Source organism: Alkalihalobacillus alcalophilus ATCC 27647 = CGMCC 1.3604 (genome assembly GCF_000292245.2).
GTDB classification, from domain to species: domain Bacteria; phylum Bacillota; class Bacilli; order Bacillales; family Bacillaceae_D; genus Alkalihalobacillus; species Alkalihalobacillus alcalophilus.
Genome location: NZ_ALPT02000087.1, coordinates 1 through 16455, shown reverse-complemented (window position 1 = coordinate 16455; position 16455 = coordinate 1). Strand labels below are relative to the sequence as shown.

The 16455-nt window shown below is 36.5% G+C and carries 11 protein-coding genes and 1 pseudogene; 10 read left to right on the top strand and 2 right to left on the bottom strand.

The annotated features are described in order from the left end of the window. Window positions 1–3: 3 nt before the first annotated feature. Window positions 4–246: a DUF3006 domain-containing protein gene (locus tag BALCAV_RS17635; RefSeq protein ID WP_003322063.1), complete on the bottom strand. Its 243-nt coding sequence runs from the start codon at window positions 244–246 to the stop codon at window positions 4–6. A gap of 547 nt (window positions 247–793) precedes the next feature. Continuing rightward, window positions 794–1321: pseudogene (locus BALCAV_RS22875) on the bottom strand (aldo/keto reductase); the annotation flags it as partial. Window positions 1322–2004: 683 nt separating this feature from the next. Between BALCAV_RS22875 and BALCAV_RS17625 the strand changes: the two are divergent. The 10 genes from BALCAV_RS17625 to BALCAV_RS17580 form a co-directional block, all read left to right on the top strand. Further along, the gene (locus BALCAV_RS17625) at window positions 2005–2991 is read left to right on the top strand and encodes a LacI family DNA-binding transcriptional regulator (RefSeq protein WP_003322065.1); all 987 of its coding nucleotides are present in this window, start codon (window positions 2005–2007) and stop codon (window positions 2989–2991) included. Window positions 2992–3754: 763 nt separating this feature from the next. Further along, window positions 3755–5593 (top strand): glycoside hydrolase family 32 protein, encoded by a 1839-nt coding sequence (locus BALCAV_RS17620; RefSeq protein ID WP_003322066.1) that lies wholly within the window; start codon window positions 3755–3757, stop codon window positions 5591–5593. 154 nt (window positions 5594–5747) lie between these two features. Beyond that, the gene (locus tag BALCAV_RS17615; protein WP_040324187.1) at window positions 5748–7541 is read left to right on the top strand and encodes a sensor histidine kinase; all 1794 of its coding nucleotides are present in this window, start codon (window positions 5748–5750) and stop codon (window positions 7539–7541) included. Then, window positions 7522–9054: a response regulator transcription factor gene (locus BALCAV_RS17610; RefSeq protein ID WP_235213140.1), complete on the top strand. Its 1533-nt coding sequence runs from the start codon at window positions 7522–7524 to the stop codon at window positions 9052–9054. The genes BALCAV_RS17615 and BALCAV_RS17610 overlap by 20 nt, the downstream gene beginning before the upstream one ends. A 69-nt stretch (window positions 9055–9123) precedes the next feature. Then, window positions 9124–10437, top strand: coding sequence for an ABC transporter substrate-binding protein (locus BALCAV_RS17605; RefSeq protein WP_003322069.1), 1314 nt, complete (start codon window positions 9124–9126; stop codon window positions 10435–10437). Window positions 10438–10590: 153 nt separating this feature from the next. Next, window positions 10591–11211: a YesL family protein gene (locus tag BALCAV_RS17600; RefSeq protein ID WP_003322070.1), complete on the top strand. Its 621-nt coding sequence runs from the start codon at window positions 10591–10593 to the stop codon at window positions 11209–11211. Window positions 11212–11437: 226 nt separating this feature from the next. After that, window positions 11438–12409 carry an ABC transporter permease gene (locus tag BALCAV_RS17595; protein WP_003322071.1) on the top strand — a complete coding sequence of 324 codons (972 nt, stop codon included), beginning with the start codon at window positions 11438–11440 and terminating at the stop codon, window positions 12407–12409. A gap of 16 nt (window positions 12410–12425) precedes the next feature. Beyond that, the gene (locus BALCAV_RS17590; RefSeq protein WP_003322072.1) at window positions 12426–13379 is read left to right on the top strand and encodes a carbohydrate ABC transporter permease; all 954 of its coding nucleotides are present in this window, start codon (window positions 12426–12428) and stop codon (window positions 13377–13379) included. Between the two features lie 29 nt (window positions 13380–13408). Beyond that, window positions 13409–15007 (top strand): type 2 periplasmic-binding domain-containing protein, encoded by a 1599-nt coding sequence (locus BALCAV_RS17585; protein WP_003322073.1) that lies wholly within the window; start codon window positions 13409–13411, stop codon window positions 15005–15007. 16 nt (window positions 15008–15023) lie between these two features. Continuing rightward, window positions 15024–16455 (top strand): glycoside hydrolase family 32 protein (locus tag BALCAV_RS17580; RefSeq protein ID WP_003322074.1); only part of this gene is annotated, 1432 nt, incomplete at its 3' end.

The window sequence follows — 16455 nt, the reverse complement described above, 5'->3', positions numbered from 1 at the left end:
TGATTATTTTTTCCTTCTTAACATAGCCATTTTAGCACGAACTCTCTTTTGAACTTCTTCTGCTTCTTTTTGGTCTATAGTTATCTTCAGTATCTCATCTCCAGAGAGCTCTACATTAAACCATGTGCCTTCTCTAGAACCGGGGGGAAGTAGGGATTTTTCGATTGTTTTTTCTTTTTCGCTATTACCTACTAATAAAACGGCATGATTACCTTCTATACGATCTAACACGGCTATTTCTTTCATCAGAATCGCTCCTTTTTCATATTTGTCAAAACGGCTCTCCCTTTTTCTTCTCTTTATTGCTCTTTTAAAGTTAAAATTCGAAGTAAATACGTAGTAAATAGAACAGATCCTTACACTCAGGGTGAAGGCGGATGTTTTCACATAACCCTTTTATAATCGCTTTTGAATAGTTGGGATGATTTGATAATTGTTCTTGTAATAAAGAAAGTGATTCTTTCTCGATAGAGTCATCCAGGCCCGTTTTCTTTTGTTCAATTAAGGCCACTAATTGTTCAGGTGTAACTTCGACAGTTCCTTTATCTTTAAAAAATTGGTCGAGATCAAAGGTGAGAAAAGGTACTTGAACATGTTTGGCTAGAATTTCTGTTTTTTCTACTAAGGAGTGCGCTAAAGCTTCTAGGTCAATAGGAATTCGATAATAAAGAAATAGTTTTGAATACATACCGATAAATCCATTGACACAATAGACTAAATCGAATTTTGTATGTTCAATTTGTTCTCCAAAGGCCCGAACTAAAACGGTATTAATAATTTCTTTTAAGACTCGATCAAACCTTTCTAAAATGACGATCGCGATCATATCTGCTTCTGAGGAAAAGTCGAAAATAGAGATATTTTCAAGTTGTCGCTCGCGGTTTGCAGACTTAGGAATCGCGATAGAGCCTAGCTGATAATGCCAACGAAGGATGATTTGTGAAGGTGATTTTTTATATTCAGCTGCAAGGTTTAAAAGGGTCTCTTCCTGGAAGAGTGCATTCGCTCGACTCAAAGGGCTCCATGATTGTGTTTGAATCTCATTTTTTAGATGCCACTCTCTTTGCTCTTTTTGATTAAAATAAGGATGTAACTCAATTTGATTAAGACTCGGTTTGACAGCTGTTTCTTGTTCGAGTCGCTCAATATGCTCAGGGAGGAAGTTACATACACCGATGGAACGAATAAGTCCAGATTTTTTTAAATCAATGAGTGCTTGCCAAGCTTCAACATATTTATTTTGTTTTGGGTTTGGCCAATGAATTAAATATAAATCATAATAATCAAGCCCAGCACGGTACGCCATGAGTTTAACATATTTTTCAATTTAATAGAAAGTAAACAGCTTAGCAGCTGGTTATTTGACTGACAATTAAACTTATTGGTAGTTTTGTCATTCATGTCGCGATCGCCTCTCCTTCAACAAAACCATATTCCGTATCCTACGGTAACATTATCACTTTTTATCCTAGCTAACTATCAATTAATGACAAAGGAGCTACGTTTAAATAATTGTTCAATCAAACGATTTAACAACAATCCATCTTATCGACAAAACCGCTTATATTCGATAAAGACGTCACAAGAGATTCATTTATTTCTGTTTTTGATTCGATTTCAAAGATTGAATTATTAGGAGGTATCCAAGTTTCGACCTCAGAACTTAAAGCTCATTTATAGAAGAAAATCAATACATCAGAAAGGTTGATAGAAAAAGCCGTATAAATGAATGGGGGAGCACTACTCAATTTGGGTAGTGTTTATTTTTAACTAGGATATTTTGAGCAGCGTATCGAATTATATATTATAAATACTTGAAACTAGGAATGAGAGAAATTGATTGAGTGAAAATCGAAATTCCTGGAAAAAATTAGATGAAACCGTCTGTAGTTGGGAAGATATTAAAACATTAGAATAAGAAAAGTGTCTGAAAAATGGACGGAATCTCAACAACATGATACTATTTTTTTGTGAAACTTACCTTCAGAGAATGGAGTAAGAATGTTGAAACCAAAAATAAGTGATGTTGCCAAAGTTGCAGGAGTATCTCCTACAACTGTTTCAAGAGTACTAAATAATCGCGGCTATTTGAGTGAAAAAACAAAAAAGCTTGTTTACCGTGCAATGGAGGAATTGGATTATGTTCCAAATGATTTAGCACGCTCTTTATATAATCAACGCTCGAATTTGATTGGTCTTATAGTCCCGACAACGAGCAATCCCTTTTTTGGAGAGCTTGCTTTTCATTTAGAAAATATATGTGATTCAAAAGGTTTTAAAGTGATGATCTGCAATAGTTCAAATCGTGAAGATAAAGAAATGAAATATTGGGATATGTTATCAAGAAACCAAGTAGATGGAATGATTGTTGTTTCTTATAATCGAGGGGTGTTTAATGAACGAAAATTAAGCCACCCAGTTGTGGCGATTGACCATTATTTATCTGAGCAGATTCCGGTTGTCGGTTCAGATAATTATGCAGGAGGTAAAGCAGCCACAACTTTGTTACTAGAAAAAGGATGTAAGGAGATCATTCATCTACATGGACCGACTTCGTTAAATACTCCTGCCAATTTACGAAAAAAAGCGTATGAGGACGTAATGTGTAAAAATGGGGTTCGTCCAATAACATTAGAAGTGAATGAGATTTTAAATAAACAAAACCAACAACGGGTCATTGAGCAATTATTTAATACATATCCAAATGTTGAAGGAATATTTGCAAGTGATGATATGTTAGCAGCATCTGTTATACGTGAGGCCCGTCTCCGAAATATTGAAATTCCAAATCAATTAAAAGTGGTTGGTTACGACGGAACAGAAGCTTTGCAAACGTTTTTACCACAATTAACAACCGTGCAACAGCCGATTGAGCAAATAGCTGAAACGGCAATAATGAAATTAGTAGAAATGATCGAGGAAAAGGATCAAAGTGAGGTAAGTTATGAGACGCGGCTCCCGATTACGATAAAAATGGGAGAAACGACTTAAGAAAACCTCCTTTAACTACGGCCAGTAACTAAAATAAGTTGCTGGCTTTTTTGTGTTGTAAAAATAGTCGTACAGTAAGTATTAAATAAAAAGAGCAGTGGAAATAGGAATGAAAATGGGGAGGTGAGCATATTACGGTGCGAATAAGAGGGGATAAGTAATGAAAAAAGGGAACGTGCCAAATCAAGGTGCGAATAACAAATGATAAGTAATGAAAAAAGGTGGACGGTCGAAATTAGGGTGCGAATAACAAATGATAAGTAATGAAAAAAGGGAACGTGCTAAATTAGGGTGCGAATAACAAAGGATAAGTAATGAAAAAAGGTGGACGGTCGAAATTAGGGTGCGAATAACAAAGGATAAGTAATGAAAAAAGGGAACGCGTCAAATTAAGGTGCGAATAACAAATGATAAGTAATGAAAAAAGAGAACGTGCCAAATTAGGGTGCAAATAACAAAGAATAAGTAATGAAAAAAGGGAACGTGCCAAATCAAGGTGCGAATAACAAAGGATAAGTAATGAAAAAAGGGAACGTGCCAAATCAAGGTGCGAATAACAAAGGATAAGTAATGAAAAAAGCCAATTAGCTAAATTAGCGTGCGATAAATAAAGCAAATGCCACCTCTAATTCAATTTTATTCATATGTCATTCGGTTGACATATGAAACCGGTTAACATAAACTAGCTCTAAAATAGAGTGGATAGATTATGAGAAAAAGAGAATCGGCATAAAGCAGGAGAATCGGAAGGGGTTGTTTAATTGTGGGGAAGCGAAGAGCGTTATTTGTGCTTGGATTGGTTATTCTATTGTTAGGCTTAGGCGGTTGCCAAATTTTAAATGGAGGTACGACAAAGGTGAAAATAGAACATGAGGCACAAAGTGATTATTATACAGAAACTTATCGTCCTCAATTTCATTTTTCAACTCCGGTAGGTAATTTAGCGGATCCGAACGGCTTAGTTTATTTTGAGGGAGAATATCATCTTTTCCATCAAAAAAATGGAATGTGGGCGCATGCCATTAGTCTAGATTTAGTGCATTGGGAGCACATGGATATTGCTTTAGATCATGATATTTTAGGTCAAGCCTTATCAGGAAGCGCTGTCATTGATTGGAATGATACAACTGGTTTTTTTGATGGGAAAGCAGGGATGGTTGCGATATACACAAGCACTGCTGGTGGTGAGGCACAAGGCATTGCATACAGTAAAGATAATGGCCGAACGTGGGAGCGGTATGAAGGGAATCCGGTTATTGAAAACCCAGGGATAAAGGATTTCCGTGATCCAAAAGTATTTTGGCATGATGAATCAGAGAAATGGGTTATGGTCGTTTCCACAGATAAAAGTGTTACGTTCTATAACTCTGATAATTTAATCGATTGGGAATATCAAAGTGAATTTGGTGAAGGTCATGGCTCACATGTAGCGGTTTGGGAATGTCCAGATTTATTTCGTTTACCTGTTGACGGGGATGAAGAAAATCAAAAATGGGTTCTCCATGTTAGTGTAGGTGACAACGAGGAGACGAATGGTTCGACGGCTCAATATTTTATTGGAGAATTTGATGGAACCGAATTTATTCATGAACAAGCTCCAGAAACGGTCCTTATTACCGATTTTGGACAGGATTTTTATGCAGCTCAAAGCTTTTCAGATATTCCAGATAAAGATGGCCGTCAAATTTGGCTTGGATGGATGGCGAATTGGAGGTATCCTTACCAATCACCAACCGACCCTTGGATGGGCTCGATGTCGATTCCACGTCAGCTTTCTTTAAAAACAATGGAAAATGGACTTATTCAACTTATTCAAGAACCAATTAAAGAATTAGAATCATTAAGAGCTTCTGAATTTCAATTAGAACCTTTTGATATTTTAGATGAACATTTACTTGAATTTCAAGGCACTGCTTATGAATTTGAGGCGATCATGGAGTGGAATGATTTAGATGAGTTTGGAATTCGTTTAAGACAAGGGCATAACGAGGAAACGGTTATAGGGTTAAATGTAAGGGATGAAAAGGTTTTCCTTGATCGAACGAATTCAGGGTTAAGTGAATTGACGGATCGAAATGGAGAGTTGTTTTCGTTTGGAGCGAGGTTTGAACAAGATTACGATATTGACCGTGGCGAAATAAAAATTCATGGTTTTGTGGATGAATCATCGGTAGAAATTTTTATCAATGATGGTGAACAGGTATTTACAAATTTAATTTACACGACCCCGACTAATCAAAATATTGAATTGTATACTAAAGGAGGAGAAGTTCATGTCCGTGAATGGAGTTCCTATCACCTGAAATCTGTTTGGAGAGAGAGGCCAGACGATGGGGAAATGGAACGTCTTGTTTTAAGCAGTGAACATTTGGAACTTGCACTTAATGAAACGGCATTTGTAGATGCTTTCATTAAACCTGATTGGCTAGAGGGGAAAGATGATGAATTAAATTGGATAGTCGAAAATTCTGATCTTTTAGAAGTGGTAACAGAAAATGGGCAAAAAATGCTTAAAGCAAAAGCAGTTGGTTCAACTAGCATTCGGGTGACGGATTCGAATGAGCAGGTGGAAAGTCGAATGACGATTCGAATAGTTGAATAAAGAGAGAGAAATAAAAAGGTGCTCCGCCCAATCAGCTTGGGCGGTTTACTAATTATTGGTTCTCTTACATTTTTTTAAAAGAGAGCTTGTTGTGGTTATATATTCCTGCACTTTAATGAAAGGGTTTTCTTTTGGGTGTTTGGAGGTGGAGCAGGTGTTTTTTTCATTAAGAAATCGATTGTTTCTTATTTTTACCGGACTGTTAACGGTGCCTTTTGTTATTTTATCGATTGTCGTTCCATCTTGGTTTATGACAGTGATTAAAAATCAAACAGAGGATTTAACGTTTGAAATGTTGGAGCAATATGCCCTCTATGTAGATTCTGTCACAACACAAGCAGAAGATTTAGGAAAACAAATTTTAATTAATCAAACGACACAGGATTGGTTACGAGCTGAACGTGATAGTGGCTCTGATGATTCAGATACAAGATTATTAAGAAACGAGCTTAGAGCTCTTTTAACGTCTATCATTATTAATAATTCTCATGGAATGTCGGTGACGGTTGTGTTAGAGGACGGAAAAGGGATTTGGGTTGAACATGAATCAGAAGAGATTGAGTGGTTGCAAGAGGGAATTAGAAAAGATATGTTTATTGGCTATCATTATGACGTTGATCAACCTGGTTTAGAGATGCGTGATGAACCGATGAATAGTTATATATTGCCTTTATTTGATCTTCATACATTTATAACAAGTGGTGTCATTAAAGTGAATTTTCCTACTCGCTTATTAGAAGACGCCATTCAACAAGTGAGAATCGGTGAAAATGGTCAGGCCTATTTAGTTAATACAAAGGGAGAAAGCTTACTTCCTACAGATAGAAGGCATCCAAAACATATGACGCCGAACATTATGACCCAATTAAATCAATCGAACGCAAGACAAGGTCTAGTGGAGGTTGAACGAGAAGGGGATGAAGTCTTTTTATTTTTCAAAAAGCTGCCTGTAGAAGATTGGGTGCTCATTAGTGAGGTAAAAGAAAGTGATTTATTTAAGGAAGTGAATCAACTTCAAAAAAACTTATTTATCGTTAGTGCCTTGTTATTTATTGTTACGATCGTTGCCTCCTATTTATTATCATCAACGATCGTTAGTCCTTTAGGGAAACTGGCAGGTGCGATGAAGTTTATCGAAAAAGGGGATTTTATTGGGGCACAAAAATATATGCCTACAATCCAGACTAAAAACAATGAAGTTGCTTATTTAATTGATGTTTTTGATCATACTGTCAATGAATTGAAGCGATTAATTGATACAGAGTATGAAGCAAATATTCGCAGAAAAGGAGCCGAATATAAAGCTCTTTTGTTACAAATTAATCCTCATTTTATGAATAATACCCTTGAGATTATTGGTGGTCTTGCGGCACAAGGAAAAAATGAAGAGGTTATTAATGTTAGTAGCTATTTAGGGAAGATGATGAGGTATTCACTAGACACTAAAAGTATTGTGGTCACTTTAGGGGAGGAAATGAACTATATCCGTAGTTATACAAAAATTTTAATGCTTCGATATGAGGAGCAATTGTTAGTTATCATGGATGAAGATCCTCATACAAAAGATGTTCCGGTTTTGAGGTTCATTCTCCAGCCTTTAGTTGAAAATGCGGTGAAATATAGTTTTGTTGAAAAGGACCACGCAGAAATTTTTATTGGAACAAAGCGTCATAAAAATAAGCTCTTAATTACGGTTGAAGATAAAGGGAGCGGAATGAAACAAGAGTTAGTGGACGCTATGTCTCAACTTGAGCGTGGTCATCAGTCTGTAAGTGTGTTAGAGACAAAAGGACAAAGTATTGGACTGAGGAATGTTTTAGAACGTTTAAAACTATATTACGGTCAACATTTTGCTTATGAAATTGCGTCAGAAGAAGGGAAGGGGACGAAAATTACTCTAGAGATTACTTTAACAAGGGGGGATAGGGATGAACGTTTTACTCGTTGATGATGAGATTCAAATTAGAAAAGGGTTAAAAATGAAGGTCGATTGGCGAAAACAAGGTTTTGAAATTATCGCAGAAGCCTCTAATGGGGAAGAGGCTTTGGAACAACTCAAATGTGTTCAGATTGATTTAATTATTACCGATATGAGGATGCCAATTATGGATGGAGTAGAATTGGCTCGAATTTGTCACGAAACCTACCCCGAGATCAAAGTAGTCGTCTTATCTGGTTATTCTGATTTTGAATATGTTAAGACATCAATGAAGGCTGGAGTACGTGACTATTTATTAAAACCGGTTGCTCCAGATGAATTAGTAGAAGTGCTCCAGATGATGGCAAAAGAAATACAAGAAGAAAAAAAGAAGCTATCTGAGTATGAAAGTATTAATCGTCGTGCTCATTCACACTTACAAGAAGTACAGGATCAATATCTTTTATACCTTGTGAAAGACGAATGGTTACAAGCCAATCTAGTAAAAGAGCGATTGAGACATTTGCATTTAGAAGAAATAACGACATCACCTTTTCACTTTTTGACAGTCGAATTACGTGATGTCCCGGACAGAGAAGAACGTGCGAATGAACTTTGGTACCCTTTTCAGTTAGTTTGTAAAGAATTGGCTTATGAACTAAATGGGGTTTATTCTTTTATTAATCCTAGTTATCGGAATGTCGTTCATTTTCTTGTGCTAATGGTTGAGCAAGATAATATAAATCTGGAGTTAGTCATTCAACGAATTCAAAAATCTGTTAATCAGTTACTGAAGCTGGAAACAGCCGTGGGGATTGGTCATCTAGGGGAAGGATTGGAACAATTAAAATCAAGTTATATTTCAAGTGTGCTTGCTTGGAGCCAAAGTCAATTTGAAGCCCCATCCCAAGTCATACATGCGGCCAAAATTGAGAAGGAAATTGTCGATGTGTCGGCAGATTTTGAAAAGAAATTAATTAATTCGATTGAAGCATTGAATGTTGAGTCCTTCCAAAAAAACCTCGACTATCTCTTTATAAAATCGTCTAAACATTCGATGTGGTCTTTTTCGTTTATTGCCAATCGTACTTTATTTTTATTAGGTTCGACAGCGAAAAAATATGATATTGAATCTCAAGAAATAAAAAACTTACTTTGGAATTGCCAACAGAGGATATGGGAGTTGAATGTAAGACAGAAGGTAGTAGATTGTTTGATGACGCTTGCCGAAGAGATTATCGATAAAATTCGTTCAGCTAGGTATTCCAATGGTAGAGTGATTGTCGAAAGTGTCAGACAATATATGGACGAGCATTATGGATCAGAAATTTCTTTAAGCAGTTTATCAGAAATGTTTCATATAAATAGTGCTTATTTATCTGAGCTTTTTAAAAACCAAGTAGGCGAAAACTTTAGTGACTATTTAACAAATGTAAGAATGGAAAAAGCCCAAACCTTTCTTAAAGAAAGACAGTTAAAAATTATTGATGTGGCGAACTTAGTTGGCTTTTCGAATTCAGGATATTTTAGCACAGTTTTTTAAAAAGCATTTTCAACAAACTCCTATAGAATATCGTCAAGCTAATGAATAGTGAGGGTAAGGAGGGATATTATGAAAAGGAACTTTTTTATCACTCTTGTCTTTATTTTAATCATAATTACGGGACTTCTGTACGTTATGTCAAATTTTACGGGAGAAAAAGAGCAGTCACGTGGTCAGAATGAGAGTGTCGAGGACATTCAAATTCATTTTTGGAGAAATTATGGAAATGATTTAGAGAATCAAGCCTTTACTGAACTTATCAACCATTTTGAGCGATTAAATCCAGGTATAAAAGTGAAAATGCGTTCCATCCCATATAGTGATTATGAAATTCTTATTCGAACTGAGTTTGCGGCTGGAAATCCACCAGATGTTTTGATGATAGATAGTCCTAATTTGGCTTTATATGCACAAACAGGGGTGCTTAATTCTTTAACTTCTTTTATTGATGAGTCTTCATTACAGGATTTTCCTGATTCGACGGTAGAAGGATTAATGTATGAAAATGAACCATACTTAATGCCGATCACAGAATCAGGACTGGCGCTGTTTTATAACATTCCTTTATTTAAAGAGGCAGGTTTATCTTTACCGAAAAAAGACCCTCATGAGCCCTTAACATGGGAAGAAGTTCGTGAAATGGCAATTGAAATTTCTCGAATCGGGGATGAGGTCGATGGTTTGGATCCAGCCCAAGGCTTTGCAAGTGGAGAGGCAGCGGCCTATTTTAAAATGCCAATATTATGGCAATTTGGAGCGGAAATTCTCAGTCCAGATGGAACGACTTCAAATGGATATTTAAATTCGGCAGAAGCGATTGAAGCCTTAACCTTTTATCAAAACTTATACCATGAGGATGAGGTGGCCTCGGTAGAGATGACAGCTGGATCCTTTGAGAAGAACTTATTAGGATTAACTGTTCTTGGTTCATGGGCAGTTGCTGATTTTCAAAACCACTATGAACTAGAACTTGATGTTGATTTCGGAATTGCTCCGTTACCAAAAGCAAAAATGCAAGCAGTTCCTAATGGTGGCTGGGCACTTGCGATGACTAGTGAATCGAATCATTCTGAAGAAGCGTGGGCATTTATTGAATTTTTATCAAGCTATGCAGGAATGAAGAAATATGTAGAAATAACCGGGGATATTCCTGCTCGAATTTCGGTGGCTGAGGATATTCCAGAATTGAATCAATATCCGCTGAATATATTCGTTGAACAGGCTCATCATTATTCAAAAAGTAGACCGGTTACGCCTGTTTATCCTGTTGTCAGTGATGAGATTCGTACTTTGTTTGAAGAAGTTGGAATAGGAGGAAAAGATGTAAAAGCGTCGGTTCAAAAGGCGGTCGAAACGATTGATGCAGCTCTTGAGCCGAACTAGTTAAAGATAAATCCAAATATATTAAACATTTCGAGCCAAATATATTTAAATCCGAATTGATATTATTTTGATAAAGTGAACTAGAGTTAGTGCTCATTCTGTTGCTATTGTTTTAACTCAATATCATCTTTTAAAAATAAAGGGGATTTGAATATGTTTGAAATGACCCGTTGGTATATGCGACTTGGAAATTGGTCGTTTAATTTAGTTTTATTAAATATATTATGGTTTCTCTTTTCTGCTCTAGGTTTATTTATATTTGGATTGTTTCCAGCAACAGCGGCGATGTTTGCCGTCTTAAGGCATATGATGACAGAGGATGAAGACGTTTCCGTTACGAAGTTGTTTTGTCAAAAATATAAACAAGAGTTTTGGAAGGCAAATTTATTAGGATATCTTATTTTGTTAGGGTCCCTCCTCTTGTTTCTGAATTTAAGAGCCTTACAGCAGTTTGAACAAGGCTTTTTCCGGACCGCGTTTGCTAGTGTAACCGTCCTATTAAGCTTCCTATTTCTACTAATGGCTTTATATATTTATCCGATTTTTGTTCACTTTAAATTGGACTTCTGGCAATATCCAAAGTACGCATTCATTATGGTGATTGCTAAGCCTTTACAAACGATTATCATGGTTGTCGGAGTAGTCACCATTTCTTTTTTTTATTTAAAGTTTCCTGTGTTTATGGTTATTTTCGGGATTAGTTTATTTTCTTTTGTTTTAATGAAGGTCGCTTTAATGTCATTACCAAGAGAAGAGCTAGTTACAGCTGAATAGGGATGAAAGGCATATGGAGAATTCAATTCTTCGTATGCTTTTTTTTATTAAAGATTTTGTAATCGATTTCAAAGTACCAAAGATTTTAGAAAGTCGTTACCAAAGATATTGAAATATTATCTGAGTAATTGTTGGTATCTTTAAACTAGTAATAAAAGATAACGATTTCATAAGGTGTTTTAAAACAAAATAGGCCAAGCAAAAGCTGTTCCAAGGAGGGATAAATATGGGGAAAAGTTCTAGTCAAGTGACTGAGGTGAGAGACCTTTCCAATCAATTGAAACCAAATAAAAAGAAACAAAATCCTTTTGAATATATAAGAAAAAATTGGATTCTGTATTTGTTCTTAGCACCAGCCGTTCTACTAGTTTTACTTTTTAATTATATCCCGATGTATGGTGTTACTATTGCTTTTAAAGATTTTAGTCCTACAAGAGGGATTGCAGGAAGTCCATGGGTAGGCTTTGAGCATTTTGTTAGTTTCTTACAGTCGCCTAATTTTCATCAAATTTTTATGAATACGATCAAGCTTAGTGCTTTTGAGTTGTTAATAGGTTTTCCTGTCCCAATTATTTTGGCACTGATGTTAAATCAAGTGCGCCGAGCGGGAATAAAGAAAAATATTCAACTGATTGTATATGCACCCCATTTTATTTCTGTTGTTGTTATTGCAGGGATGCTGTTTATCTTTTTATCACCGGCAGGTCCATTAAATGCGGTTTTGTCTATTTTTACGGATCGACCGATTTCATTCATGTCAGACCCCGAATACTTCAGAACGATATTTATTGCATCAGGTATTTGGCAAGGAGCAGGATTCGCTTCGATTATTTATGTAGCCGCATTGTCTAATACGGATCCGCAGTTACATGATGCGGCAACGATTGATGGTGCCTCGTTGCTACAAAGAATCTGGAATATTGATATTCAAGTGTTAAAACCAACAATGGCTGTTCTCTTTATTTTAGCTGTTGGAGGCATTATGGGGGTCGGTTTTGAAAAAGCGTATCTTTTGCAAACCGATATGAATTTACCAGCATCAGAAATTATTGATACGTATGTTTATAAGCGTGGTTTACAAGCCGGAGATTGGTCCTTTGGTGCTGCTGTTGGTTTGTTTAACTCAGTTATTAGTCTCTGTTTGCTGATTACTGTTAACTTTGTTGTCAAGAAATTTAATGGGGAAACTCTTTATTAGAAAGGGGGAATTTTGAATGAATAAGGAACAAAAAGAATCTAAGAAAGAGCAAAAAAAGCGAAAACAAGCTGCTGAACTGCAAAAGAATAGATTGATCAATAATTCGAAGACTGACCGTTTTATTCTCTTTATCAATAAATTCATCCTACTTCTTGTAGTGCTTATCGTCACGATTCCTCTTTTTTATGTATTACTAGGGTCATTTCAACAACCTTCTGTTTTAGCAACAAGGGGGCTTTCATTTAACCCTGAGCATTGGACGCTTGATGGTTATCGGCGGATTTTTAATGACGGATCGATTATGCGGGGCTTTGCCAATTCTATGCTTTATGCGGGTGGATTTACGGTTGTGTCAGTAGGTTTGACTATATTAGCTGGTTATTCATTGTCTGTTGATGGACTTGTTGGTAAAAAGTTCTTTATGATTTTCTTTCTCTTTACGATGTTCTTTAATGGTGGAATGATCCCGACGTATTTATTAGTGCGTGAACTTGGCTTAATCAATACACCTTGGGCGATTATTTTACCTGGTGCGATTGGCGTATGGAATATTATTCTCGCTAGAACGTACTTTAAAGGTTTACCAAATGAGCTAAAAGAAGCAGCAAGGATTGATGGGGCATCAGATTTTAAAATCTTCTTAAAAATCATCTTGCCATTATCCAAACCGATTATTTTTGTGCTTGCTCTTTATGCCTTTATTGGTCAGTGGAATGCGTATTTTCAAGCAATGATTTATTTAGAAGACCGCTCTTTATATCCGTTGCAACTCGTTTTACGGGAAATCTTAATCCAAAATGAAGTGCAACCAGGAATGATAGCCGATCAATTAGCTAGAGCGGAGATGCAACGAATTGCTGAGATGATTAAATATTCATCCATTGTGATTTCTAGTTTGCCTTTACTAATTATGTATCCATTTTTCCAAAAGTACTTTGAAAAAGGGGTCATGGTTGGTTCATTAAAATAAATAAGAAAATAGAAGGGTGAGGGGACAATTTGAAAAAAATAGTAAAAGCAATGTCGACATTGGTTGTAAGTACAGTTGTTTTAGTTGGTTGTGGCAACAGTGAAAACACTTGGTCAGAGGATTATGGTTTAGCAGATGTTGAATTTCCATTAGAGGAGCAAGTGTCACTGAAATTTTTAACCTCAAGTTCACCATTGGCACCAGCTGATCCGAATGAAAAGTTAATTTATGAAAGATTAGAAGAAAAAACAAATGTACACATTGAATGGAGAAACTTTGTAGGTGAAGCATTTGGGGAACGTCGTAATCTTGCCATGTCTAGTGGAGAAATGCCAGATGCGATTATTAATTCGGAGTATAGTGATTATGAATTATTAAACTTAGCAGAAGACGAAGCGATTATTCCGCTCAATGATTTAATTGATAATTATATGCCTAATTTACAAAAGGTGTTAGAGGAAGCCCCTCAATACCGAGCAATGATGACAGCACCTGATGGAAACATCTATGCGTTTCCTTGGATTGAAGAATTAGGTGAGGGAAGAGAAAGTATTCATTCAGTTGATAATTTTCCTTGGATTAATGTTGAATGGTTGGAAGAACTCGGTTTAGAAATGCCAACGACAACAGATGAATTAAAAGAGGTATTAATTGCTTTTAAAGAGAGCGATCCAGCTGGTAATGGGCAAACAATCCCAATGTCTTTTATTATTAATGATGGCGGGCAAGACCTAGGTTTCCTTTTTGGCTCTTTCGGTTTAGGTGATACATGGGATCGTACGGTTGTGACAAATGACGGTGAGGTCAAATTAACGGCCGCAGATGAAGGGTATAAAGAAGCGATTACATTTATGAATGAATTATATGAGGAAGGTCTTTTAGATGTTGAAGGCTTTGAACAAGATTGGCCAACTTATGTGGCAAAAGGGCAAGAAGGGCGTTACGGATTATATTTTACTTGGGATAAAGCGAATATTTCCGGAATGAATGATACGTATGATTTAATGCCACCATTATATGGTCCAGATGGACATAAAAATGTAGCGAGAAATAATGGCATGGGCTTTGACCGTTCCCGAATGGTCATTACAAGTGCTAACCAAAATTTAGAATTAACAGCAAAATGGATTGACCAATTATATGACCCATATCAGTCTGTACAAAACAACTGGGGAACATATGGTGATGAAACACAGCAAAACATCTTTGAGTTTGACGAAAGTGCTCAAATGCTTAAACACTTAGATTTAGAAGGAACAGCTCCAGTCGAATTACGTGAGCGCACGAATATTGGTGGGCCATTAGCGATTTTAGATAGCTATTATGGAGACATTACAACAATGCCTGATGATGCTGCTTGGAGACTTGATTTAATGAGAGAAGTCATGGTGCCACATATGTCAGCTGATCATATTTATCCACGTGTATTCTTTGATTTAGATGAATTAAGAAGGCTTTCACAAATCGAGGCGGACTTCTATCCGTACATTAATCGTAAACGTGCAGAGTGGATTACGAATGGAAAAATTGAAGAAGAATGGGATGATTATTTAGAAGAACTTGAGCGCTTAAGTTATTCTGAATGGTTGGAAATTAAACAAGCAGGATTTGATCGTTCTGTAGAATAAATGGGAGGTTTTTAAATTGACAGTCAATGCTTTAAACCAATTTCGACCAAAACTACATTTTGCTCCAACAGAAAATTGGATGAATGACCCAAATGGGATGGTTTATTTTGAAGGAGAGTATCATTTATTCTTTCAACATAATCCAGGTGATAGTGTATGGGGTCCGATGCATTGGGGCCACGCTGTTAGTAAAGATATGATTACATGGGAGGAGCTTGATATTGCCCTTTATCCTGATGAGTACGGAACGATTTTCTCAGGAAGTGCCATAATCGATTGGGAGAATACATCTGGTTTTTTCCCAGATGGACCAGGATTAGTCGCGATTTTTACTCATCATTTAGATAAGTATGATGGTCGTGCACCGGTTCAAACCCAAAGCCTTGCTTATAGTCATGACCGTGGTAGAACTTGGACTAAGTATGAAGGCAATCCTGTGTTAAAACACGAATCAAAAGTGGATTTCCGTGATCCAAAAGTGTTCTGGCATAAAGAAACGAATAGGTGGATGATGGCCTTAGCTACAGGACAAACCATTACTTTTTACTCCTCTACTAATTTAAAAGATTGGCAGTTTGAAAGTGAGTTTGGTAATGGAGTGGGCTCTCATTTAGGTGTATGGGAATGTCCAGATTTATTTCCGCTGCAAGTAGGCGATAGTGAGGAGACAAAGTGGGTTTTACTCGTAAGTATTGGCGATAACCCACAATATTCACTCGGTTCTAAAACGCAATATTTTGTAGGTGATTTTGACGGAACAACCTTTACAACAGAGCAAAAAGAAACGCTTTGGTTAGATTTTGGTAAAGATAATTATGCAGGTGTGAGTTTTTCAGATATCCCAGCTGAGGATGGGAGAAGAATTTATATCGGTTGGATGAGCAATTGGCGTTATGCTAATCAAGTTCCAACAGATGGTTGGAGAAGCCAAATGACTTTACCTCGTAAGCTATCACTTCGAAATGTTGCTGGGAAACTAGCAGTTGTTCAGCATCCTGTAGAAGAACTTCAGCCATATTTGAAGGAAGATATAAAGTCTTTAGAAGTTGGTAGGAGCTATGAGGTGTCAGAAGAGTATCTGGAGCTTTTTGTTCACTTTAAAAATGTTGATGCGAAAGTATTTGGCTTAAAATTAGATTATGGAATGGAGCACTCGGCACTTATTGTGATCGATCCAGATCAAAAATCGGTGTCTCTAGAACGTGAGCATTCGGGTCAAGTCGATTTCTCAGAGTTATTTGCTCAGACACAGCAAGTAGAAGTGCCTGATGTTAGCGACATAACGATTAAAGTGATTATCGATGCTTTATCGATTGAATTGTTTATTAATAATGGAGAGTATTCGCTTACGAGCCTTGTGTTCCCAAAGGAGAAATGTAGCCAAGTGACACCATTTGCTCAAAGTGGAACAGTCGATATTCTTGAGAGTTATATTAATATCCCTAAGT

Bases quoted from the DNA above. Each gene is read 5' to 3' on its own strand.
- BALCAV_RS17605 (WP_003322069.1), top strand. From the start codon at position 9,124: ATGAAAAGGAACTTTTTTATCACTCTTGTCTTTATTTTAATCATAATT.
- BALCAV_RS17590 (WP_003322072.1), top strand. From the start codon at position 12,426: ATGAATAAGGAACAAAAAGAATCTAAGAAAGAGCAAAAAAAGCGAAAA.
- BALCAV_RS17595 (WP_003322071.1), top strand. From the start codon at position 11,438: ATGGGGAAAAGTTCTAGTCAAGTGACTGAGGTGAGAGACCTTTCCAAT.
- BALCAV_RS17610 (WP_235213140.1), top strand. From the start codon at position 7,522: ATGAACGTTTTACTCGTTGATGATGAGATTCAAATTAGAAAAGGGTTA.
- BALCAV_RS17600 (WP_003322070.1), top strand. From the start codon at position 10,591: ATGTTTGAAATGACCCGTTGGTATATGCGACTTGGAAATTGGTCGTTT.
- BALCAV_RS17635 (WP_003322063.1), bottom strand. From the start codon at position 246: ATGAAAGAAATAGCCGTGTTAGATCGTATAGAAGGTAATCATGCCGTT.